This window comes from Microbacterium sp. NPDC060132 (genome assembly GCF_042729675.1).
Lineage (GTDB): Bacteria > Actinomycetota > Actinomycetes > Actinomycetales > Microbacteriaceae > Microbacterium > Microbacterium sufflavum.
Map to the genome: position 1 here is coordinate 42,750 of NZ_JBHWXU010000001.1, position 21,418 is coordinate 64,167.

22 protein-coding genes, 1 tRNA gene and 1 pseudogene are annotated in these 21,418 nt (G+C 69.7%); 9 read left to right on the forward strand and 15 right to left on the reverse strand.

Annotation, left to right across the window (positions count from 1 at the left end; genetic code table 11):
- Positions 1 to 2: 2 nt before the first annotated feature.
- Both ACFWCH_RS00235 and ppk2 read right to left on the reverse strand, forming a co-directional pair.
- Positions 3 to 959 carry an aldo/keto reductase gene (locus ACFWCH_RS00235; protein ID WP_247638848.1) on the reverse strand — a complete coding sequence of 319 codons (957 nt, stop codon included), beginning with the start codon at positions 957 to 959 and terminating at the stop codon, positions 3 to 5.
- A 62-nt stretch (positions 960 to 1,021) separates the two neighbouring features.
- Positions 1,022 to 1,825 (reverse strand): polyphosphate kinase 2, encoded by an 804-nt coding sequence (gene ppk2, locus ACFWCH_RS00240; protein WP_378802654.1) that lies wholly within the window; start codon positions 1,823 to 1,825, stop codon positions 1,022 to 1,024.
- A 184-nt stretch (positions 1,826 to 2,009) separates the two neighbouring features.
- Between ppk2 and ACFWCH_RS00245 the strand changes: the two are divergent.
- The 3 genes and pseudogenes from ACFWCH_RS00245 to ACFWCH_RS00255 form a co-directional block, all read left to right on the forward strand.
- A pseudogene (locus ACFWCH_RS00245) lies at positions 2,010 to 2,162 on the forward strand (TetR/AcrR family transcriptional regulator); the annotation flags it as partial.
- 36 nt (positions 2,163 to 2,198) lie between these two features.
- On the forward strand, positions 2,199 to 2,579 hold the full coding sequence (locus tag ACFWCH_RS00250; protein WP_247637595.1) for a TetR family transcriptional regulator: 381 nt from the start codon (positions 2,199 to 2,201) through the stop codon (positions 2,577 to 2,579).
- Positions 2,576 to 3,313, forward strand: coding sequence for a metallophosphoesterase (locus tag ACFWCH_RS00255; RefSeq protein WP_247637596.1), 738 nt, complete (start codon positions 2,576 to 2,578; stop codon positions 3,311 to 3,313). Before ACFWCH_RS00250 ends, ACFWCH_RS00255 begins: the two co-directional genes overlap by 4 nt.
- 1,280 nt (positions 3,314 to 4,593) lie before the next feature.
- Here the strand turns inward: ACFWCH_RS00255 and ACFWCH_RS00260 are convergent.
- A tRNA-Thr gene (locus ACFWCH_RS00260) sits at positions 4,594 to 4,666 on the reverse strand.
- A gap of 39 nt (positions 4,667 to 4,705) precedes the next feature.
- Positions 4,706 to 5,659: a thioredoxin domain-containing protein gene (locus ACFWCH_RS00265; RefSeq protein WP_136031511.1), complete on the reverse strand. Its 954-nt coding sequence runs from the start codon at positions 5,657 to 5,659 to the stop codon at positions 4,706 to 4,708.
- A 228-nt stretch (positions 5,660 to 5,887) separates the two neighbouring features.
- On the opposite strand from ACFWCH_RS00265, the gene ACFWCH_RS00270 reads away from it, so the two are divergent.
- Positions 5,888 to 6,991 (forward strand): ABC transporter ATP-binding protein, encoded by a 1,104-nt coding sequence (locus tag ACFWCH_RS00270; protein ID WP_136031508.1) that lies wholly within the window; start codon positions 5,888 to 5,890, stop codon positions 6,989 to 6,991.
- Positions 6,992 to 7,063: 72 nt separating this feature from the next.
- On the forward strand, positions 7,064 to 8,368 hold the full coding sequence (locus tag ACFWCH_RS00275) for a DUF4032 domain-containing protein (protein ID WP_136031506.1): 1,305 nt from the start codon (positions 7,064 to 7,066) through the stop codon (positions 8,366 to 8,368).
- A gap of 9 nt (positions 8,369 to 8,377) precedes the next feature.
- On the opposite strand, the gene ACFWCH_RS00280 is transcribed toward ACFWCH_RS00275, so the two are convergent.
- From ACFWCH_RS00280 to ACFWCH_RS00300, 5 genes are all read right to left on the reverse strand, one after another.
- Positions 8,378 to 9,019 (reverse strand): NAD(P)-dependent oxidoreductase, encoded by a 642-nt coding sequence (locus tag ACFWCH_RS00280; protein ID WP_136031504.1) that lies wholly within the window; start codon positions 9,017 to 9,019, stop codon positions 8,378 to 8,380.
- Positions 9,020 to 9,039: 20 nt separating this feature from the next.
- Complete coding sequence (gene rlmB / locus ACFWCH_RS00285) at positions 9,040 to 10,041, reverse strand: 23S rRNA (guanosine(2251)-2'-O)-methyltransferase RlmB (protein WP_136031502.1); 1,002 nt, start codon at positions 10,039 to 10,041, stop codon at positions 9,040 to 9,042.
- Positions 10,034 to 11,434, reverse strand: coding sequence for a cysteine--tRNA ligase (gene cysS, locus ACFWCH_RS00290; RefSeq protein WP_378802655.1), 1,401 nt, complete (start codon positions 11,432 to 11,434; stop codon positions 10,034 to 10,036). Before cysS ends, rlmB begins: the two co-directional genes overlap by 8 nt.
- Positions 11,435 to 11,493: 59 nt before the next feature.
- Positions 11,494 to 12,720 (reverse strand): 2-C-methyl-D-erythritol 4-phosphate cytidylyltransferase, encoded by a 1,227-nt coding sequence (gene ispD, locus ACFWCH_RS00295; protein ID WP_136045552.1) that lies wholly within the window; start codon positions 12,718 to 12,720, stop codon positions 11,494 to 11,496.
- 68 nt (positions 12,721 to 12,788) lie between these two features.
- Positions 12,789 to 13,271, reverse strand: coding sequence for a CarD family transcriptional regulator (locus ACFWCH_RS00300; RefSeq protein WP_136031496.1), 483 nt, complete (start codon positions 13,269 to 13,271; stop codon positions 12,789 to 12,791).
- Positions 13,272 to 13,405: 134 nt separating this feature from the next.
- Between ACFWCH_RS00300 and ACFWCH_RS00305 the strand changes: the two genes are divergently transcribed.
- Entirely contained in the window at positions 13,406 to 13,879 is a 474-nt protein-coding gene (locus tag ACFWCH_RS00305) for a DNA modification methylase (RefSeq protein ID WP_136031494.1), read from the forward strand.
- Positions 13,880 to 13,939: 60 nt separating this feature from the next.
- Here the strand turns inward: ACFWCH_RS00305 and ACFWCH_RS00310 are convergent, their stop codons facing one another.
- Together ACFWCH_RS00310 and ACFWCH_RS00315 are read right to left on the reverse strand one after the other, a co-directional pair.
- On the reverse strand, positions 13,940 to 14,623 hold the full coding sequence (locus ACFWCH_RS00310; protein ID WP_136031492.1) for a response regulator transcription factor: 684 nt from the start codon (positions 14,621 to 14,623) through the stop codon (positions 13,940 to 13,942).
- Positions 14,620 to 15,840, reverse strand: a complete 1,221-nt coding sequence (locus ACFWCH_RS00315; RefSeq protein WP_136031490.1) for a cell wall metabolism sensor histidine kinase WalK — start codon at positions 15,838 to 15,840, stop codon at positions 14,620 to 14,622. The genes ACFWCH_RS00310 and ACFWCH_RS00315 overlap by 4 nt, the downstream gene beginning before the upstream one ends.
- Before the next feature lie 211 nt (positions 15,841 to 16,051).
- On the opposite strand from ACFWCH_RS00315, the gene phoU reads away from it, so the two are divergent.
- Positions 16,052 to 16,747, forward strand: a complete 696-nt coding sequence (gene phoU, locus ACFWCH_RS00320; RefSeq protein WP_136031489.1) for a phosphate signaling complex protein PhoU — start codon at positions 16,052 to 16,054, stop codon at positions 16,745 to 16,747.
- Positions 16,748 to 16,822: 75 nt separating this feature from the next.
- Here phoU and ACFWCH_RS00325 read toward each other — a convergent pair whose 3' ends face one another.
- The gene (locus tag ACFWCH_RS00325) at positions 16,823 to 17,572 is read right to left on the reverse strand and encodes a phosphoglyceromutase (RefSeq protein ID WP_136045551.1); all 750 of its coding nucleotides are present in this window, start codon (positions 17,570 to 17,572) and stop codon (positions 16,823 to 16,825) included.
- 60 nt (positions 17,573 to 17,632) lie between these two features.
- On the opposite strand from ACFWCH_RS00325, the gene ACFWCH_RS00330 reads away from it, so the two are divergent.
- Entirely contained in the window at positions 17,633 to 18,460 is an 828-nt protein-coding gene (locus ACFWCH_RS00330) for a class I SAM-dependent methyltransferase (protein WP_378802656.1), read from the forward strand.
- A 15-nt stretch (positions 18,461 to 18,475) separates the two neighbouring features.
- Here the strand turns inward: ACFWCH_RS00330 and ACFWCH_RS00335 are convergent, their stop codons facing one another.
- From ACFWCH_RS00335 to ACFWCH_RS00345, 3 genes are all read right to left on the reverse strand, one after another.
- Entirely contained in the window at positions 18,476 to 19,591 is a 1,116-nt protein-coding gene (locus tag ACFWCH_RS00335) for a folate-binding protein YgfZ (protein ID WP_136031484.1), read from the reverse strand.
- 20 nt (positions 19,592 to 19,611) lie between these two features.
- Positions 19,612 to 20,214, reverse strand: coding sequence for an FABP family protein (locus ACFWCH_RS00340; protein WP_136031483.1), 603 nt, complete (start codon positions 20,212 to 20,214; stop codon positions 19,612 to 19,614).
- A 149-nt stretch (positions 20,215 to 20,363) separates the two neighbouring features.
- The gene (locus tag ACFWCH_RS00345) at positions 20,364 to 20,654 is read right to left on the reverse strand and encodes a hypothetical protein (protein ID WP_168387152.1); all 291 of its coding nucleotides are present in this window, start codon (positions 20,652 to 20,654) and stop codon (positions 20,364 to 20,366) included.
- Positions 20,655 to 20,729: 75 nt separating this feature from the next.
- Between ACFWCH_RS00345 and ACFWCH_RS00350 the strand changes: the two genes are divergently transcribed.
- A complete protein-coding gene (locus ACFWCH_RS00350) occupies positions 20,730 to 21,413 on the forward strand; it encodes a winged-helix domain-containing protein (RefSeq protein ID WP_378802657.1) in 684 nt (227 codons plus the stop codon).
- Positions 21,414 to 21,418 lie beyond the last annotated feature (5 nt).

Here is a 21,418-nt window from a genome sequence, read left to right on the forward strand (position 1 = left end):
ACTCAGGCGGCGGAGGTCGGCGTCCACGCCGAGACATCGTTCAGACGGTGCACCTCGTCGGACGACAGCTCGAGCCGTGCGCCCTCCAGCAGGTCGGGCACCTGATCCACGGAGCGGGCGCTCGCAATCGGGGCGACCACGGTCGGCTGGGCCCGGAGCCAGGCGAGCGACACCGCGGCGATCGAGGTTCCGCGGGCGTGCGCGACCTCACCGAGCGCGTCGAGGACGCGCAGGCCCTGGTCGGTGGCGTAGCGCGCGGCACCCGCGGCCCTCGGCGACGCCTCGCCGCTGGCGTCGGTCGAGCGATACTTCCCGGTGAGGAACCCACTCGCCAGGGCGTAGTAGGGCACCAGCCCGAGTCCGAACTCCTCGGCGACCGGGATGATGGTGTCTTCCACGACGTTGCGGTGCACGAGGTTGTAGTGCGGCTGGATCGCGATCGGCTGCGCGACCCCGAGCCGCCCGGCGATGTCGACCCACTCGCGAATGCGCTCGGCCGAGTAGTTCGACACCCCCACGTGTCGCACGAGGCCGTCGCTGACCAGCTGGCCGAACGCGGCGACCGTCTCCTCCAGCGGAACGGTCTCGTCGTCGAAGTGCGCGTAGTACAGGTCCAGCTCGTCGACGCCCAGCCGCGTCAGCGACGCCTCCGCTGCGGCGCGCACCGTGGTCGCGGAGAGCCCGGAGAAGTCCGGATGCTGGCTCACCTTGGTCGCGACGACGACACCGCGCGGGCGGCGCGAAGCCAGCCACTCCCCGATGATCTCCTCACTCTCCCCGCCCCGATTCCCCGGTACCCACGCACTGTACGAGTCCGCTGTGTCGATGAAGTCGCCGCCACCGTCGACATAGGCGTCGAGGACGGCGAAGGATGCGTCGCGATCGGCGGTCCAGCCGAACACGTTGCCACCGAGGGCGAGGGGGAAGACGTCGAGGTCACTGCTGCCGATGCGGGTCATGCTCATCACAACCGCGATCGCGATACTCGGCATTCCCGCGTGACGCCGCTCCGTCACCGTCGTTACGCGGCGGACTCGCCCTGGTCGTAGATCTGCGACGGACGCCCGACGAGACGGCTGTCCGGCGCGTGTGCGACCCGCGCGTCCTTTCCGTCGTATTCGAAGCGCGACAGCACGTAGCGGATGGCCTCGAGCCGTGCGCGCTTCTTGTCGTTCGAGCGCACCACGATCCACGGCGTGACCGGGGTGTCCGTGTGGAAGAACATCGCTTCCTTCGCCGTGGTGTAGTCGGCCCACCTGTCCATGCTCGCGATGTCGGTGGGGCTCAGCTTCCACTGCTTCACGGGATCCTCGCGACGGCGGTCGAACCGGCGGCGCTGCTCCGCCTCACCCACCGAGAACCAGAGCTTGATCAGCCGGATGCCCGAGCCCACCAGCATCCGCTCGAATTCCGGAGCGGTTCGGAGGAACTCCTGGTACTCCTCATCGGTGCAGTACCCCATGACGCGCTCGACCCCGGCGCGGTTGTACCAGGAACGGTCAATGAGGACCATCTCACCGCCGGACGGCAGATGGGCCACGTACCGCTGGAAGTACCACTGCGTGCGCTCGGCGTCGGTCGGCTTGTCGAGAGCGACGACCCGGGCCCCGCGAGGGTTGAGATGCTCCATGAAGCGCTTGATGGCCCCGCCCTTGCCGGCTGCGTCGCGCCCCTCGAACAGGACCAACACCCGCTCCGCGCTGTGCTTCACATGCGCCTGCAGCTTGAGCAGCTCGATCTGGAGGAGGCGCTTCTCGGTCTCGTACTCGGCGCGGGAGAGCTTTTCCGAATACGGGTAGCCCTGCTGCCACTCGGGAACGTCCATCGTCAGCCTCCTGCGAACGGGGCGGCCGTAGGAGGCCTGAACAGATGCGCGCAGGTGGCCGGGGCGGGGTGCCGGCCACCTGCACATAAGTAACATAACACTCGCCAAAGTGTTACACAAATGGCGCGACCGCGGCGGCGCACGACCTTCCCATACCTACCTCTAGGTATGGCATGATCCTTCTATGAGCACAGATGCGAGGGAATCCCTGCTACGCGCGGCGCAACAGCTGTATGCCGCCAACGGGGTGGCGGCGACCACCCCGCGGCAAGTCATCGAGCGAAGCGGTGTGGGACACGGGAGCCTCTATCACCACTTCCCTTCGAAGCGCGACCTGGCGCTCGCTGCCGTCGGCCGTTCGGTGGATGAAGCGTTGGCATCGTCCTCCGACGCCCTGAACGCCCACACCGAGTCGCGAGCGAGGATCGCCGCGTACCTCGAACGTCCCCGCGAGGCGACCTCGGGGTGCCGTATCGGTCGCCTCACGGCTGACCCCTTCGTCGCGGCCGACGAGGAGCTCAGCGCCTCCGTCGCCCGCTACTTCCTCGACCTCATCGGTCTCGTCGCCGACGTCTTCGAAGAGCAGGGGCTCGATGGGGGCGTCGCGCGCGACCGGGCTACGGCCGCGGTGGCGGTGATCCAGGGCGGGTATGTCCTGTCGCGAGCCACGGGGGACGAGGAGATGATGCGCGCCGCCGTCCGCGGGTTCCTCGGGCTCGTGGACGCACCCCAGCGACCGGAGGGCGACTCATGACTCTGATCGCGCACCTCAGCGACCCGCATCTGGACACATCTCCGCACCGACTGCGCCGGCTCGAGGCAGTGCTCGCAGCGGTGTCCTTCCTCCCCGACGTCGATGCGATCGTCCTCAGCGGCGATCTTGCCGACCACGGCGCCGCCGAGGAGTACGCCCAACTGTTCGCGACCCTCCCGGCGGACATACCGACGATCGTCGTACCCGGGAATCACGATCACAGCGAGACGATGCTCCACTCCCAGGCCCAGGCCGGTCTCAACCCGGCCCTGTCGGGCTTCATCGACGTGGGCGAGGTGCGCGTCATCGGGCTGGACTCACACCTCGATGCTCGCGTCGAAGGCCACCTCACGCCGGACACGATCGACTTCGCGCGGCACGCAGCGAGCTCGGCCCCCGGCACCGTCCTTCTCACGATGCATCACCCACCGGTGCCCGTCGGGCATGACGTCGCGGACCGGTGGAATCTGGAGAACACGAGCGACCTGGAGGCGCTGATCGTGGGGAACGCACGAATCATCGGCGTCCTGACCGGGCACGTGCACTCCGCCCTCGCCGCGTCGTTCGCCGGGGTACCGGTGCTCGGTGCCCCGGGCATCGTCTCCACGATGCGACTGGGAAGCAGGCTCAATCCGATCGCGGACGACACGGCGATGCCGGGGCTGGCCATTCACACCATCGACGGCACCGCCATCCGCACCGTGTTCCACTACCTGAGCCCCGCCGAGCTGTGAGACGCAACGCCCGCCATCCCCCGGAAATACAGGGATGGCGGGCGTTGCCGTCCGGAGCCGACTACGGGACTCGAACTCTACTTTTCGCCTCGCGCTCCTCGCGAGGCAGCGAAATTACGGCGACCGTGACCCGTCGATAGCCACCTTTGCCCACAACTACGCAGCAAACCAACCGTGGGCAACAGGTGGGCAGTCCGCGCCTCGCGACGACGGTGATAACTCGAGCCGCGGTCGCGCACGAGCGGAGCGGTGAGCGGAGCGGTGAGCGGAGCGGTGAGCGGATCTGCCGCACTGCCGGCATCGGACTCGGCCGTGCGATGCAAGAGCACGACGTACCGCTCAGGCGTGATTCCGGGGCGGCGGCTGATGCGCTCATTCCTCTCGGGTCCGAACGGTGACGGGTGGCGGCTTCAACGGCGATCAGATGTCCGAGCATGAGCACTGACAAACGAAGACCGCCGCCCGCCGGGAGCAGGGGGTTTATTACCCTACTGATAGCGAGAGAGGTTCGTCTGTAGACCGAAAAGGGGACAGCGGACGACATCGACACGTAACTACGTTCGTGGCTAAGCCCACCCGGGCTCACCATCGTTTGAGGAGTTAACGTGAAGAAGCGCTATGGAGCAATCCTCGGGATCGTCGTCGTTCTGGCAGGACTGTTCACCGCACAGTCCGCCAATGCCGCAGGAGTGTGGCAGCCATACCCGGGAGGATTCACGACACCGTCAAACTGGACATGCGGCTTGACGCTCAACGGTCCGAAGCTGAGCGCTCAAACATGCGTGGTGCGGAGCGGCGACTACACACAGTCCGCCACTATCGTTCGGAATCGAACCAGCTCCTTGGTGACTACGCAAGTCGCCGCAAGGCTTGTCAACGACGGCCCGTACCCGATTACGACGGCGAATTGCCTCGCATCAGGAGTTGGCGCCAACAGCGTCTCTGTGTGCTTCTCCCCGACCGTATTGGGTGGCGTAAGCGTCGCGTCCGTTGCCACTGTCTCCGGCATCTATGGGGAGTTGTTCGGAGGCTTTGCCTAAGCCCCATCTCAGTCATCCCGCTTCGACGAGCGCGGCGACGCGGATCGCCCACATCAGAGGTTCTTCGAACACCTCGGCCCGACGAAGGACGCGAAGCACGGGTCCCTACAGCGCATGATCGGCCACAAATCCGCAGCCCGCGAGCAGAGTCTGCGCAAACCATGGGCAGCGCTTCTCGCCTGACGCACGCAACGCCCGCCATCCCCCGGAAATACAGGGATGGCGGGCGTTGCCGTCCGGAGCCGACTACGGGACTCGAACCCGTAACCCCCGTATTACAAGTACGGTGCGCTACCAATTGCGCCAAGTCGGCGGGTGCCATCAGCTTAGCGATGGCGGAGGCGCCGCTCGATTACGGCGCGGGCGTCGACGTGGCCGACGGCGTCGGAGTGGGGGTCGAGGTGGACTCGTAGTACGCCTCGCTCGCGACCGACATCACGAACGTGGACAGCTCCTGCGGGTCGTCGAGCGCCCCCACATAGGCCTCGCCGTTCACGACGATCATCGGGGCGGCGGTGAGGACCAGGTCGTCGGAACCGGCGAGCGGACCCTTGAGCGCCCGCGTGGTCGCTTCCTTCGCCCAGTTCACGAAGTCACCCTCCTCGATGCACTTGCGGACGACCTTCCCGTTGTCGACGCCGACCGCTCCAGCGAGGTTCGCCAGCTCCTGATCGGAGAGACCGTCGCTGCCGACCTCGGGCTGATCGTCGAGCAGGTCGTGATTGAACGCGTAGAACTGGTCGGGCGAGTGCGTCGCGACGCACGCCGCAGCTGCGGCCGAGCGCAGCGAGTACTTCGTGCCGTTGGAGCTGGCCGTCAGCAGGGCGACGGGGTGATAGCTCACTGTTGCCGCGCCGTCCTCGATCCACTGCGCGAGCAGTCGCGCGTTCGCGCGCTCGAACTTCCCCGCATCGGGCGACAGATAGTCGACGTAGACGTGCACGTCCACAGCCTGAGACGCGGTCGGATCCGGCGTGGGAGAAGCGGAGGCACCGGCCTCGGACGGCGTGGGCGTCGGCGTGGCGGGGGCTTCGGCGGAGGTGGCCATCGACGAGATGTCGGTCACCACGACGCCATCCGACTCCATGCCGCTCGGGCTGAGCTGAGGCTTGGAGACCTGCGACGTCACGGCCATGGTCACCGCGGTGCCGATGGCCCCGACGGCGATCACCGCGACCGCGCCGATGATGATCCGTCTCATCAGGCGGGCCCTCGACTGCTGGGCGTGCACCTTCTGGGCCTTCTCCCGCACGACCTCGCGGGAATTGCGAGGTGCGGGGACGTTCGGCGTTTCGTCGCTCGACATCGTTCCTCTTGAGTCTCGGGGGGTCCGGGTTGGCCCCGACCGTCGCCCGGCGACGATCGCCGCAGAACGCGGCCGGATTCGATGCTAGTCAGTGAGGCTGAGAAATACCCAGGTACGGCCGATCGTGCCATACTGAACCCGACCCGATGGCGGGTCACGGCGGGTCACTCCGCCGCTTCATTCACTACGGATCGTCCGGCACGTACCTGCCGGTGAAGGAGAAACACGATGGCATCTGTGACTTTCGACGAGGCCACCCGCCTCTACCCCGGCGGAACCCGTCCGGCCGTCGACAAGCTCAACCTCGAGGTGGGCGACGGTGAATTCCTCGTCCTCGTCGGCCCTTCCGGTTGTGGTAAGTCCACCTCGCTCCGCATGCTCGCCGGCCTCGAAGAGGTCAACTCCGGCCGCATCCTGATCGGTGACCGCGACGTCACCGACGTGCCGCCGAAGGACCGCGACATCGCGATGGTGTTCCAGAACTACGCCCTGTACCCGCACATGACGGTCGCCGAGAACATGGGCTTCGCGCTCAAGATCGCCGGCGTCGGCAAGGAGGAGCGCGCCGCCCGTGTCCTGGAGGCCGCCAAGCTCCTCGACCTCGAGCAGTACCTGACCCGCAAGCCGAAGGCCCTGTCGGGTGGTCAGCGTCAGCGCGTCGCGATGGGCCGCGCCATCGTCCGTCAGCCGCAGGTGTTCCTCATGGACGAGCCGCTGTCGAACCTCGACGCCAAGCTCCGCGTGCAGACCCGTACGCAGATCGCGTCGCTGCAGCGCCGTCTCGGCGTCACCACGGTCTACGTCACGCACGACCAGACCGAGGCGCTCACGATGGGCGACCGGATCGCCGTGCTGAAGGACGGCCTGCTGCAGCAGGTCGGCTCGCCGCGCGACCTGTACGAGAAGCCGAACAACGTCTTCGTCGCCGGCTTCATCGGCTCCCCCGCCATGAACCTGTTCGCGGCGGACCTCGCCGACGGCGGCGTGCGCTTCGGCACCGAGGTCGTCCCGCTCGACCGCGACACGGTCGGCCGCGCCAACGGCTCGCAGGTCACGGTCGGCGTCCGCCCCGAGGACATCACCGTGGGTCCGGCCGACGGCAAGGGCCTGTCGGTCGTCGTCGACCTCGTCGAGGAGCTCGGCGCCGACGGCTACCTCTACGGCCACACCGAGATCAACGGCAAGCGCGCCGACCTCGTGGCCCGCGTGGACGGCCGCAACCACCCGAACGCCGGTGAGACCGTGACCCTCGCGGCCAACGCCGGTCACGTGCACGCCTTCGACCAGGAGACGGGCGACCGCCTGAACGACAAGCCGGTCGTCTCCGCCTGATCGGACATACCATCCGCGGCGCGGGCTGACTTCGGTCGCCCGCGCCGCGCTCGTTTCCCCTCAGGAGCATCCATGCAGGAGTCGCTGCGCATCACCGCCAGCACCGTCGACCCGGGGCTCCTCGCGCTGCCCTGGTCGACCAGCCTCGCCAAGTGGCCGTCCGAGCACATCGTGTCGCTGCCGAAGGGGCTGTCCCGGCATCTCGTGCGCTTCGCGGACCTCTCCGGTCGGGTCGTCGCCGTCAAGGAGACCACCGCCGCGATGGCGCAGCGCGAGTACGACATGCTCGGCAACCTCGCCCGCCTCGACGTCCCCTGCGTCGCCAGGGTCGCCGTGATCGCCGGGCGCACCGATGCCGCCGGCGAGCCCCTCCCCGCGGCGCTCGTCACCTCGCACCTCCGCTTCTCGATGCCGTATCGCGCGCTGTTCACACGCGTGCTCCGACCCGACACGGCCACGCGACTCGTCGACGCGCTCGCCCTGCTCCTGGTGCGCCTCCACAACGTCGGCTTCTACTGGGGCGACGTGTCGCTGTCGAACACCCTCTTCCGCCGCGACGCCGGCGCGTTCGCGGCCTACCTCGTGGATGCGGAGACCGGCGAGCTTCACGAGGAGGGCCTGACGGACGGCCAGCGCGCGTACGACCTCGACCTCGCCAGGACGAACATCGCGGGCGAGATCATGGACCTCGCGGCGGGCGGTCGGCTCGAGCACGGCGTGGATGCGGTCGCGATCGCCGACGGCATCGTGTCCTCCTACCGCTCGCTCTGGGCGGAGCTCACGGCGCAGGAGTCGTTCTCGGCAGCCGAGACCTGGCGCATCACCGAGCGCGTCGAACGCCTCAACGCGCTCGGCTTCGACATCGACGAGATGTCCATGTCGACGACCGCCGACGGGACGGTGGTCGAGATCCAGCCGAAGGTGGTGGATGCCGGCCACCACCAGCGCCGCCTCATCCGGCTGACGGGACTCGACGTGGAGGAGAACCAGGCGAGACGCCTGCTCAACGACCTCGACGAGTTCCGTGCCCGCTCGACCAAGCAGTGGGCGGACGAGGAGATGTACGCGCATGAGTGGCTCACGCGCGTGTTCGAGCCCGTCGTCCGCGCCATCCCCTACGACCTGCGCGCCAAGCTGGAGCCCGCCGAGGTGTTCCACCAGGTGTTGGAGCACCGCTGGTACCTGTCGCAGGCGCAGGGCCGCTCGATCCCCCTCGCGGAAGTCCTGACCAGCTACATCAACGACGTGCTGCGCCACCGCCGCGACGAAGCGACCATCATGGGACCGCCGACCGAGACCATGAGCCTCCCGGTGATCACCGGCACGCTCTCGCTCGCCGATGACGAGGACGAGGTCGACTGGCGCGACCTCGTCTGAACGCCGCCCTCAGTAGCCGACCGTGAACCGCTCGCGGTGGTGGTTGCCCTGCTCGATCTCGTCCACGACGGCCACGGCGAAGTCCGCGCCGGAGATGTACGACTTCCCCTCCTCGTCGCGCACCAGCACGTCGCCGCCGTCGCGGTAGCGACCCGTCCGCTCCCCCTCGGCCCAGGGGCCGAAGACCTCGGCGGGGTGCACGAAGAACCAGTCCAGCGCGGGATCGGTCTCCTCGAGCAGCGCGAGCGAGTCGATGCCCACCTGCGCCTCGTGCTTGTACTCCTCCGGGAAGTCGAGGTCGAAGAGCCTCGGCCCCTCCGGAGCGACCAGGCTGCCGCCGGCACCGCCGACCACACCGAGCCGTGTCTCGGTCCCGGCGAGCACGCCGATCACCGTGGTGAGGGCCTCCAGTACCCGATCCTCCATGTCACCGCGGGGCGACAGCGCGGACACCACGGCATCCGCACCCGCGAAAGCCTCCCGCAGCGACGCCGCGTCGAGGGCGGATCCCTGCACGTATGCGGCGCCGGCGACCGGGTCGGACGGCGTCGTGCGGGAGATCGCGACGACCGCATGATCGCGGCTCACCGCCTCCGACACGATGTGCCGTCCGGCGTAACCGGTTCCTCCGAGGACGATGATGCGCGCCATGCTCTGCCTTTCTCGTGCGGTCAGTCCGCCGCGCGGACGGTCGCCACCTGGTACAGGGCGACCGACGCGGCGATCCCGGCGTTCAGCGACTCCGTCGCCGCCGAGATGGGGATGGAGACGATTTGGTCGCAGGTCTCGGTCACCAGACGCGACAGGCCCTTGCCCTCGGAGCCGACGACGATCACGACCGGTCGATCCGCGAGCTGCAGCTCGGGCAGCGACACATCTCCATCGCCGTCGAGCCCTAGCACGAACACGCCCTGCTTCTTGAACTCCTTGAGCTGCGTGGTGAGGTTCGTCGCGAGGGCGACGGGGATGCGCGCGGCGGCACCGGCACTGGTCTTCCACGCCGCCGAGTTGACACCGGCGGAACGGCGCTGCGGCAGGATGATGCCGTGGCCGCCGAACGCCGCCGTCGAGCGGATAATCGCGCCGAGGTTGCGCGGGTCGGTCACGCCGTCGAGCGCCACGAACAGCGGCGTATCCCCGCGGTCGATGACCTGCTCGAGCAGATCCTGCGGGTGCGCGTACTCGTACGGCGGCACCTTCAGCGCGACGCCCTGGTGCACGCCGTCGAAACCCGCCATGCGGTCGAGCTCCTGGCGTGTGACCTCCAGCACCGGGATGTCGCGGTGAGTCGCGATCGACAGCATCTCCTTGACGCGATCGTCCATCTCAACGCGCTGCGCGATGTACATCGCCGACGCCGGGATCTTGGCCCGCAGCGCCTCCAGCACCGAGTTGCGGCCGGTCACCGTCTCGGTGTCGGTGGTGTTGTCCTTGGCACGGGCCGTGCGGTTGGGGCTGCCACCCGACGGGCGCCCGCCGGGCTTGCCCTTACCGCCCGCCGCGGCGTAGCGCTCGGCCGCGGCCTTGCGCTTCCCGGCCGGGTGCCATGCGCGGTCCTCCGCCTTCGGGGTGGGACCGCGGCCCTCGAGCGCCTTGCGCCCGAGACCACCGGTGCCCTTCGTGGGGCCCTTCTTCTTGCCCTTGCTCGCGCCGGGGCGCCCTGGCTTAGTCATCGATGCTCCAATGAGTTCCGGCCGGAGTGTCCTCCAGCGTGATTCCTGCGGCAGCGATCGCATCACGGATGCGATCCGCCGCCGCCCAATCCTTGTCCGCACGCGCCTGCGCACGCTGCGTGATCATCTCCTGCACCAGCGCGTCCAGCGCTGCCGCCCGGGCGTCGCCCGCGGGCGTGGCGTCGCTCGGTCGGAGACCGAGCACCGACGTCATCGCCGACACCGCGCGCGCCGCCTGCGCGGCCGCGTCGCGGTCTCCCACGTCGAGCGCGGAGTTTCCCGCCCGCACGGTCTCGTGCACGACCGCGAGCGCCTGGGGAACGCCGAGATCGTCGTCCATCGCAGCGGCGAAGGCCGGCGGCAGGTCTTCGCGACTCTCGGCGGCGTCCACCTCCGCGACACGCGCCGACCGCTCCAGGAAGGTACGGATACGACCGAGGGCCGCCTCCGCCTCCGCCCACGAGGACTCCGACAGGTCGAGGCTCGAGCGGTAGTGCGCGGCGGCGAGCGCATAGCGCACCACCAGCGGGTCGTGCGCGTCGAGCACGTCACGGGCGAGCGTGAAGTTGCCGAGCGACTTCGACATCTTCTGCCCGTCCACCGTCACCAGGCCGTTGTGCACCCAGTACCGCGCGAAGCCGTCCCCCGCCGCCGTCGACTGCGCGAGCTCGTTCTCATGGTGGGGGAAGCGGAGGTCGAGCCCGCCGCCGTGGATGTCGAACTCGTCGCCGAGGTAGCGCTTCGACATCGCCGAGCACTCGATGTGCCATCCCGGTCGCCCGAGACCCCACGGCGAACGCCACGTGGCATCGGCCGGCTCATCCGGCTTCGACGCCTTCCAGAGCGCGAAGTCCTGCGGATTGCGCTTCCCCCGGGGGTCCGCATCCTCCGCCGCCTCCATCGCGTCGACCGACTGATGCGTGAGCGCGCCGTACTGCGCCCACGACCGCACGTCGAAGTAGACGTCGCCGGAGCCGTCGGGCGCGGGATAGGCGTGACCGCGGTCGATGAGGCGCGTGATCAGCTCCTGCATCTGCGGCACCGAGGCCGTGGCACGGGGCTCGTAGGTGGGCGGCAGGATGCCGATGCCCGCATACGCCGCGGTGAACTCCTGCTCCATCCGATACGCCAGCGCCCACCACGGCTCCTCCGGTGTGGCGTTCTGCAGCACCTTGTCGTCGATGTCGGTGACGTTGCGCACGAACGTGACGCGACCGTAGCGGTGCTCGAGCCACCGGCGCAGCAGGTCGAAGCTCAGCGCGGCCCTGACGTGACCGATGTGGGGTCCGGACTGCACCGTCGGTCCGCACACGTACATCGTGATGTTCTCGGAGTCGAGAGGCACGAAGTCGCGCAGCAGCTGTGCGCGGGTGTCGTAGAGGCGGAGGGTCACCGGTCAAGCCTACTCGGCGGGCGCGCGGCGCTCCTGATCGTGTCGCGGATACGCTCGGCTCAGCGGTGCGGGCCGTCCACCGGCACCACGAGTGCGACGGCCGTGACCGCGATGCCTTCTCCGCGGCCGGAGAAGCCCAGGGCGTCGGTCGTCGTCGCAGTGACCGACACGGGAGCGCCCCCGAGCGCCGCGGACAGCGCGCGCTCCGCCTCGACACGGCGGGCGCTGAATCGCGGACGGTTGCCCTGGAACTGCACGGAGACGTTCCCGATCGAGAAGCCGGCTTCGGCGAGCAGCCGCCGCGTCGCCGACAGGAACACGTCGGCGTGCGCGCCCGCATACTCCGGATGCGCCGTGCCGAAGTGGGTGCCGATGTCACCCAGCCCCGCCGCGCCGAGCAGAGCGTCGACAATGGCGTGCGCGACCGCGTCGCCGTCGGAATGACCCGACAGCGGCTGTTCGCCCGGCCACTCCAGCCCGGCGAGCCACAGGTCGCCCTCGCCGCCGAACGCGTGCACGTCGGTTCCGATGCCCACGCGCGGTAGAGCGCCTGCGCCGCGGTCTCGCCGCGCACCCGTGCTCGGGGGCGCCGTCGCGAGGAGAGCCCTGGCACGCTCGAGGTCGTCGGGAGTGGTGATCTTGAACGATCGCTCCGAACCAGGGACGAGGCGGACCGTGTGACCGGCCGCGGCGAACAGCGCCGCGTCGTCCGTGTACTCCGCGCCCTCCTCGGCGGCACGCGCGTACGCCGCCTCGAGCGCGTCGCGCGGGAAGCCCTGCGGCGTCTGCGCCGCGGCGAGCTCGGAGCGGTCGACGGTGCCGGTCACGACGCCACCGTCCACCCGCTTGAGGGTGTCGACGACGGGAAGCACCGGAAGCGCGGCCGCCTGCGCCGTGACGGCCGCGGCGACCGCATCGATGACGGACGGTGGGGTGAGCGCCCGCGCCGCATCGTGGACGAGCACCGTCGTCACGTCTCCCCAGAGGGCCGCCAACCCCGCGGCGACGGATTCCTGTCGGGTGGCGCCTCCCGTGACCACGCGGCCGAGATCGGCGCGGTCGCCCGCGGCGGCGAGAAGCTCGGTCTGCGCATCGCCCTCGTGCCCGGCGGGCGCGACCACGATGACCTGCAGGGGCTGCGCCGCGAACACCCCGTCGAGGGCGTGGCGCAGGATCGTGCGGTTGTCGATGCCGACGAACGCCTTCGGGGCGCGCGCCTCCAGTCGGGTGCCGGAGCCGGCGGCGACGATGATGATCGCGGTGTGCGGGACGGGAACGATGCTCACGCCTTCACGTTACCGGCGGAGACGACGAAAGGCGGGTGCCGCAGCACCCGCCTTTCGTCGTGAAGAAGTCAGGAGGCGAGGACCTCGTCGAGCAGGGTGCCCGCCTTGTCCTCGTCGATCTTCTCTGCCAGCGCCAGCTCCGAGATGAGGATCTGACGAGCCTTCGCCAGCATCCGCTTCTCGCCGGCGGAAAGCCCGCGGTCCTGGTCGCGACGCCACAGGTCGCGCACGACCTCGCTCACCTTGATGACATCGCCGGAGGCGAGCTTCTCCAGGTTCGCCTTGTAGCGACGGGACCAGTTGGTGGGCTCCTCCGTGAAGGGAGCGCGCAGCACCTCGAACACGTGATCGAGGCCCTCCTTGCCGATCACGTCGCGGACGCCGACCAGGTCGACATTCTCGGCCGGGACCTCGATGATGAGATCGCCCTGCGTGACGTTGAGCTTCAGGTACTTCTTCGTCTCGCCCTTGATGACGCGTTCCTTGACCTCGATGATGGTCGCAGCGCCATGGTGCGGATAGACGACGGTCTCGCCAACCTCAAAAAGCATAAAAACATGTCCTTTCGGCAACCTCAAGGATACCACAGGGGATATGCGCTAAGGTTCGCGCTTCCTCGTCCACGCCCCGCTGACACATACCCATAGAATGGGTACGGATATCCCGCCGGACCTCAGGAGGACCCGTGAAATCGCGCCTTGTCGCGTCTGCCGCCATCAGCGCCCTCGTTCTGCTCGGCGCGACCGGGTGCACGTTCATCACGCCGCAGTCGACCAAGATCGAGTACGCGGCCTCCGACGGCGTGAACGTCTCCGACAAGGACGGCCCGATCGACGTGCGGAACGCCCTGGTCATCGCGAACGAAGACGGCTCCGTCGGCAACTTCGTCGGCGCGATCGTCAACCCGACGCAGGACCGCGCCACCCTCACCATCACCCTGGAGGGCGTCGACCCGTTCACGGTCACCGTCTCCGCCGGCCAGACCATCAGCCTCGGCTCCGACGAGGAGCCGCTGCGCATCGTCGGGCTCGACACGAAGCCCGGCGCCACGGTCGACATCCACTTCCAGTCCGGCGACTCGGCCGGCGTCACGACCGCGGTGCCCGTGCTCGACGGCACCCTCCCCTACTACTCGGACCTCGCCCCCGAGGGCGACTGACACCGCACGAACACACGAGGCCGGCACCCACGGGTGCCGGCCTCTTCGCGTCCCCCGTCGTCAGCCCTCGAAGCGGTAGCCGAGACCGCGCACGGTCACGAGCATCACGGGCTCGCTCGGGTTCTCCTCGATGCGGGACCGGATCCGCTTGATGTGCACGTCGAGCGTCTTCGTGTCACCGAAGTAGTCGCTCCCCCACACGCGGTCGATCAGCTGCCCCCGCGTGAGCACGCGCCCGGAGTTGCGCATCAGGACCTCGAGGAGCTCGAACTCCTTCAGCGGCATGTTGATCTGCTCCCCCGCGACCGACACCGTGTGGCGATCGATGTCGAGCGACACGCGTCCGCCCTCGAGCACCCTCTCGTCGAGCTCGCCCTCGGCCTGGACGACCCGACGCAGAACGGCCCGCATCCTGGCCAGCAGCTCCCGCGACGAGTACGGCTTGGTGATGTAGTCGTCGGCGCCCAGTTCGAGCCCCACCACGATGTCGACCTCGGAGTCCTTCGCGGTCAGCATGATGATCGGGATGGCCGACGTCGACCGGATCTGACGACACACCTCGGTGCCGGGCATCCCCGGCAGCATCAGGTCCAGCAGCACGATGTCGGCACCGCGCTCCCGGAACGCCGCCATCGCACCGGGACCGTCCTCGGCGATCTCCACCTCGTACCCCTCGCGGCGCAGCAGATACGCGAGGGGATCGGCGAGGTCGGGCTCGTCTTCGACGAGAAGGATGCGGGTCATGCGGTCTCTCCGTTTCGGACGCGCGAGCCGGCCGACCTGGCCGCTTTCCGCGCACGCTTCTTCTTGTTCTTCTTGTCACGATCGGCGTTCGCCGGCGCGGCGATCTGCGGAAGACGGATCGTGAAGGTGGAGCCACGGCCCGGCCGGGACCACAGGCGCACCTCGCCGCCGTGGCGCTGCGTGGCGTGCTTCACGATCGACAGTCCGAGCCCTGTGCCGCCGGTGCGGCGCGAGCGCGCCTCGTCCGCACGGTAGAAGCGCTCGAAGATCCGCTCCCTGTCGGCCTCCGCGATCCCGATGCCCTGATCGGACACGGCGATCTCGACCACGTCGTCGTCGGCCCGCACCCCTACACCTACGCGCGAGCCGCGCGGGGAGTACACGATCGCGTTGGCGATCAGGTTGCCCACCGCCTCGATGAGGATCTGCGCGTCGCCGCGCACCCACACGCCGCGGTCGCCCCCGCGGGCGAGCTCCACCCCCGCCGAATCGGCCTGCACGACGTGCGCCTCGATGGACGAGGCGATGACCTCATCGATCGAGACGGGTCCGACCTCCGTCAGGCCGTCCTCCGCCTGCAGGCGGGACAGGCTCATGATGCGGCCGGTGAGCTGTCCGAGCCGGTTGGCCTCCGCCGAGATGCGCGACGCGAAGACGCGCACCTGTGCGGGATCGTCGGCGGCGGACTCGATCGCCTCCGCGAGCAGGCTCACCGCCCCCACCGGGGTCTTGAGCTCATGACTCGTGTTCGCCACGAAGTCCCGACGCATCTGGTCCAGGCGCTCCTGCTCGGTGACATCCCGCACGATCAGCAGCACCAGGCGCGCCCCGATCGCACTCGCCCGTGCCGACACCAGGCGCGGATCGAGGCTGAGCCCTCCGCGAGTGATGCGCAGCGACTCCATCGCCGTGTCGCCCGACGCACGGACGCCGCGCACCAGCTGCCGCAGCTCCGGGTTCTCCAGCGTGGAGCCGACCTCGATGCCGAACCGCGCCGCCGCCCGCGAGGTCGCGAGCACGAGTCCCGAGGCGTCGACGACGCAGGCCGCGTCGTCCATGCTGCCGAGCACATCCGTGATCCCCTGCGGGATCGACGTCGACGTCTCCTCCTCCGCACGCGCCCTCGCCCGGTAGGCCCAGACGACCAGAAGCGACATCCCGACGCCGATCACCAGCCCGATGGCAAGGGAGGACAGCGCGAGCTGCGGCAGGGTCATGACTCCAGCGTAGAGCGCGTTCACCGCCCGTCCGGCGGGTTTCCGCGCCGTGACGGGGAGGCGAGACGTACTATTCACTCGCTGGGCACCGTTCGTTAACCTTCGGAGCAGACAATCGCTTCAGGCCTGCGCACAGGCCCGAACTCGTGCGGACGCCCCGCCGCCTCGCGCTGACGACTCAGCAGAGATCCGAACGAAAGGTTGCGCCCCCATGCGCGAAGTCTTCCACCAGTCCCTCGAGGACCTGCAGTCCCGCCTCGTCGAGATCGCCGACCTCGTCACCGTCTCGATCGACAAGGCGACGCGCGCGTTCGCCACCAGCGACGTCGCCCTGGCCGAGGAGGTCATCGCCGACGACGCGAAGATCGACGAGCTGGCCGTCGCGCTCGACGAGCAGGCCATCGAGATCCTCGCCCGCCAGCAGCCGGTCGCGCGCGACCTGCGCATCGTCGTCACCGCGCTGCGCGTGAGCGCCTCCCTGGAGCGCATGGGCGACATGTCCGAGCACATCGCACAGCTCGCCCGGCTGCGCTTCCCCGAGCGCGCCATCCCGAAGGGCCTCAAGGGCACCTTCGTGCGGATGGGCGAGCTCGACGTCGAGATCTCGCGCACGCTCGCCGAGCTGCTGCGCACCCAGGACCTGAAGTTCGCCGACCAGATCCGCAACGCCGACGACGACGTGGACGAGCTGCACGCCAGCGTGTTCGAGAAGGTACTCAGCGACAACTGGAAGGGCGAGGCGGTCGCCACCGTCGACGCCACGCTGGCCAGCCGCTACCACGAGCGCTTCGCCGACCACGCGGTCGCCGTCGCGAAGAAGGTCGTGTACCTGGCGACGGGCGACTGGCACGTCGAGGAGGAGGACATCGCCCTCGCCGTGGAGCAGCAGGAGCTCGGACACGCCTGACGCCCGCTCCGCCGAACGCGAGAGACCCCCTGCGCCGATCGGCGGCAGGGGGTCTCTCGCGTCAGGGCGTGCGCGTTACTTCTTGCCCTGCGCGGCCACGGCGGCGGCACCGGCGGCGGCGGCCTCAGGGTCGAGGTAGCGGCCGGGGCCCGTGGGCGCGTTGTTCTCGTCGAGCTCGTAGACCAGCGGGATGCCGGTGGGGATGTTGAGTCCGGCGATGTCGTCGTCGCTGATGCCCTCGAGGTGCTTCACGAGCCCGCGCAGCGAGTTCCCGTGCGCGGTGACCAGCACCGTCTTGCCAGCCTCGAGGTCGGGCACGATCGCGGTCTCCCAGTACGGCAGCAGACGGTCGATCACGAGCTTGAGTGACTCCGTACGCGGCACCTCACCGTCGATGTGCGCGTACCGGGGGTCGTTCACCTGGCTGAACTCGCTCGCGTCGTCGAGCGGGGGCGGCGGCACGTCGAACGAACGGCGCCACAGCTGGAACTGCTCTGGACCGAACTCCTCCAGCGTCTGCGCCTTGTCCTTGCCCTGCAGCGCGCCGTAGTGCCGCTCGTTGAGTCGCCACGAGCGCGTGACCGGGATCCACAGCCGGTCAGCCGCGTCCAGCGCGATGTCGGCGGTCTGGATCGCTCGGCTCAGCAGCGAGGTGTGCAGCACGTCGGGGAGGATGCCAGACTCGGCGAGCAGCTCACCGCCGCGACGGGCCTCGCCCTTGCCCTGCTCGGTCAGGCGGACGTCCACCCAGCCGGTGAAGAGGTTCAGTTCGTTCCACTCGCTCTGCCCGTGGCGGAGCAGGATCAGGGTGCGCTTCGCAGTCATGCGGCCAGTTTATCCGCGGCCGTGGATCGGACTGCGCCGGGCACGGGAGAGGATGGACGCATGGCGTCATCTCCGCTCGGCCAGCCGACCCGTGGCACGACCGGGACCAACCGGCTGCGCCGCAACGACCGCTGGATCGCCGCGAGCACCGCGTTGCGTCGCGCGGAGGATCCGCTCGTGGTCGACCTCGGCTACGGCGCCAGCGGAGTCACGGCGCTCGAGCTCGCCGCGCGCCTGCGCCGGGTCCGTCCCGACGCGGAGGTGCTCGGCCTGGAGATCGATCCGGCGCGCGTCGCCACGGCCATGCGACAGCTCGCCGAGGTCCGGGCGGGTCGGACGGGATTCCCGCCGGATCTGCGGGTGTCGTTCGCGCGTGGGGGCTTCGAGGTGCCGCTGCCGGGCGACCGCCGCGCCGCCGTGATCCGCGCCATGAACGTGCTCCGGCAGTACGACGAGGCCGAGGTCCCCGCGGCCTGGCGCACGATGGCGGCGCGCCTCGCCCCCGGCGGTCTGCTCGTGGAGGGGACGTGCGACGAGATCGGCCGCATCGCCAGCTGGGTCGACGCGGACCGGGATGGATCGGCGCTGCGCCTCACGATCTCGCTGCGGCTGGAGGGACTCGAGCGTCCGAGCATCGTGGCGGAGCGGCTGCCCAAGGCGCTGATCCATCGCAACGTCCCCGGCGAGCGCATCCACGCGCTTCTCACCGAGCTCGATCGGGAGTGGGACCGCGCGGCTCCCCTGTCGACCTTCGGCGCCACGCAGCGGTTCCTCGCGGCCGTGTCCGCGCTGCGCGACCAGGGGTGGCCCGTGCAGGGCGGCCGCACGCGCTGGCGTCTCGGCGAGCTCACGCTGCCGTGGGACGCGGTCGCCCCGCGCACGACCTGACGCCGGGACGCCCGCTCAGGCGGACGGCGAGGTGCGGCGCGGGTCCGGCGCGGTCGGGCGGCGCGACAGCCGCGTCAGGCGGGGCACCTCCGCCGTGGCGCCCGCGTCTGCGGGGACGATGACCTGCTGCGACGCCGCGATGTCGACGCCCTCGGAGCGCACGACCAGATCCCCGACCGGGGCCCGGCGCGACAGGATCGCGAGCGCGATGGGGCCCTCCTCGTGGTGTCGCGCGACCGAGGTGATGTGCCCCACCTCGTCGTCGCCCGCGAAGACCGGAGCGCCGGGCTCGGGGAGCACTGCGTCGCTGCCGTCGAGGTGCAGCGCGGCGAGCCGCCGAGGCGGATGACCGAGGTTGTGCACCTTCGACACGGTCTCCTGCCCGCGGTAGCAGCCCTTGTCGAGGTGCACCGCGCTGCGCAGCCAGTCGGACTCGTGCGGCAGCGACCGCTCATCGACCTCGGACGCCCACCGCGGTCGCCACGCGGCGATGCGCAGAGCCTCCGCGGCCAGCAGTCCGGCGACCTCGCCGTCGTCGAGGGTCGCGGCGAGCGCGGGCACGCTGCCGCTCGGGACGATGGCGATGCGCCAGGCCAGCTCGGCCCCGGGGTGCTCGGTGGTCGCGGCGTACTGATACCCGCCCGCGCCGACGCGCTGCCAGGGGTCCGCCCACACGAGGGCGCCGTCGACGGCGCGGATCCGCTCGGATGCGGCGCCCCCGTCGACGAAGCCCACCAGCGCCACGTCGTCGCGCACCTCGACCGTGGCCTGGGTGCGGAACTTCATGCGGGTGAGCCAGCCCGCCAGTGCCTCCGCGTCGGCCGCATCGACGATGAGCCAGGTCGCGGAGCCGTCGTCGACGACACCGGCGGCGTGCTCCACCCGCCCCTGGGGATCGAGCACCAGCAGCTCCGTGCTCTCGCCCGGCGCGAGTCGCCCGACGGCCTGCGACGTGATGGAGTCGAGCCAGCCGAGACGCTCGGGGCCCGCCACTTCGATGACGGCGCGGTCGTCCAGCGGGACCAGCGCCTCGCCCGCCGCCAGCCAGCGCTGCTCACGGAAGGGATCGCCGAAGTGCGCCACGCCCCCGTCGCCGAGGACGGCCCCGTTCCGCTCGTCGAACCCGCCCATGCCTGCTCGCCCCTCTCCGTTCACACCCGCGCGAGGCGGGCCGAGGCGTGCGCGCGCAGCGGTGTGCCGAGCGCGGCGATGTCCCAGGCCCACAGCAGGTGGCCGTCGACCAGACCGTACATGCGCGAGGCCGAGCCGTACTCCTTCGTCCCCGCTCCGCGCACGATCGCGTCGGACGCCAGGTCGACGCGCGGGCCGTTGATCTCGCCGAGGTAGAACTCGAGCATGCCGTCGGAGCGGGCGATCGAGACCTCGAGCGGGAACGCGCCGTTCGGTCCGCGGAGCTCCTCCACGTCGTCGACCGTGCGGACGACCGGCGCGACGGTCGGCGGCAGCAGCGCGGGGCCCGCATCGGATGCGGCAGCCGGGCGCGCCAGGCGCCAGAAGCCGGACTCGGCGGTCAGGGGAATCGACGCCGACTGGTCTTCGCCGGTGAAGGTGGCGGTCGCGGCGTAGTTGAGGAAGGGGCCACCGTCATGGCTGAAGCTGACGCGGTGGGTGAACTCGCCCTGCAGACGCTCCTCGCCGACCGGGTACTCGATCACGCCGGTGCCCTCCCAGACCCCGATCAGCCACGAGAGCGGAACGAGATCGGCGGGAAGGTCGGTCGGGAGCTCGATCACGATCTCGTCAGCGCTGACCGCGGAAGAGGTTGCGCAGCACCACGGCCGACACGAAGACGATCGCCAGGCTCGCGAGGCCCAGGAGGCCGATGAAGAAGATTTCGAGCGCCATGATGTCCATGGATCCACCATACCGCGCCGGATCGGCGTCAGGACGGGATGAGCGCCGCCAGCCCGAACCCGACCGAGATGACCCCCATCAGCAGCAGGGCGCCGGTGACGCTGCTCGCCACGCGGAAGATGAACCCCTGCGTGCGGCCGTACCAGAGCTGCACCGCGAAGGAGATCAGGACGACGGCACCGAACCCGACGAGCATCCAGGGGATGCGCCACTCCTCCGCAGCGAAGATGCCGATCAGGATCGTGCCGACGAAGGCCACCGCCCACACCACGATCACGCCGGTGAAGGCGTTGCGCGGAGCGAGGGCGGGTTCTGACATGTCTCCATTCTTGCGCATCCACGGCCGCTATCATGGCGGCACGGCGTCGAACCCCCCCGCCGGTGAGGAGTGCGCGTGGCCCTGGTGCTGGTTCTGACCAACGCTCCCCTCTCGGAGCAGGTGCTTCCCGCGCTGGAGCTGCTCAGCCATCGCACCCGCCAGATCCCGGCCGAAGCGGCGCAGCTCGTGAACGCTCCGGAGTACGACGTGGCGGTGGTCGACGGCCGCCACGACCTGGTCGGAGCGAAGTCGCTGTGCCGGCTGCTGCGCGCCACCGGCCAGCAGGCCCCGCTCCTCCTCGTCGTCACGGAGGGCGGCATGAGCGCGCTCTCCGGCGACTGGGGCATCGACGACGTGCTGCTCGCGACGGCCGGCCCCGCCGAGATCGACGCCCGCGTCCGGCTCGCCATCGCCCGCCGCGACGAGGTGTCCGAGCCCGCGCGCGTGCAGGCCTCCGGCGTCACGATCGACGAGCAGTCGTACTCGGCCAAGCTGCACGGCAAGCCCCTCGACCTCACCTACAAGGAGTTCCAGCTCCTGCACTTCCTGGCCACGCACCCGTCGCGAGTGTTCACGCGCGAGCAGCTGCTCAGCGAGGTATGGGGCTACGACTACTTCGGCGGCACCCGCACGGTCGACGTGCACGTGCGACGGCTCAGGGCGAAGCTCGGCGACCAGGAGCAGATCATCGGCACGGTCCGCAACGTCGGGTACCGCTTCAACGTGTACGACGACGAGAGCCTCGTCGGCACGGGGTGACCGGC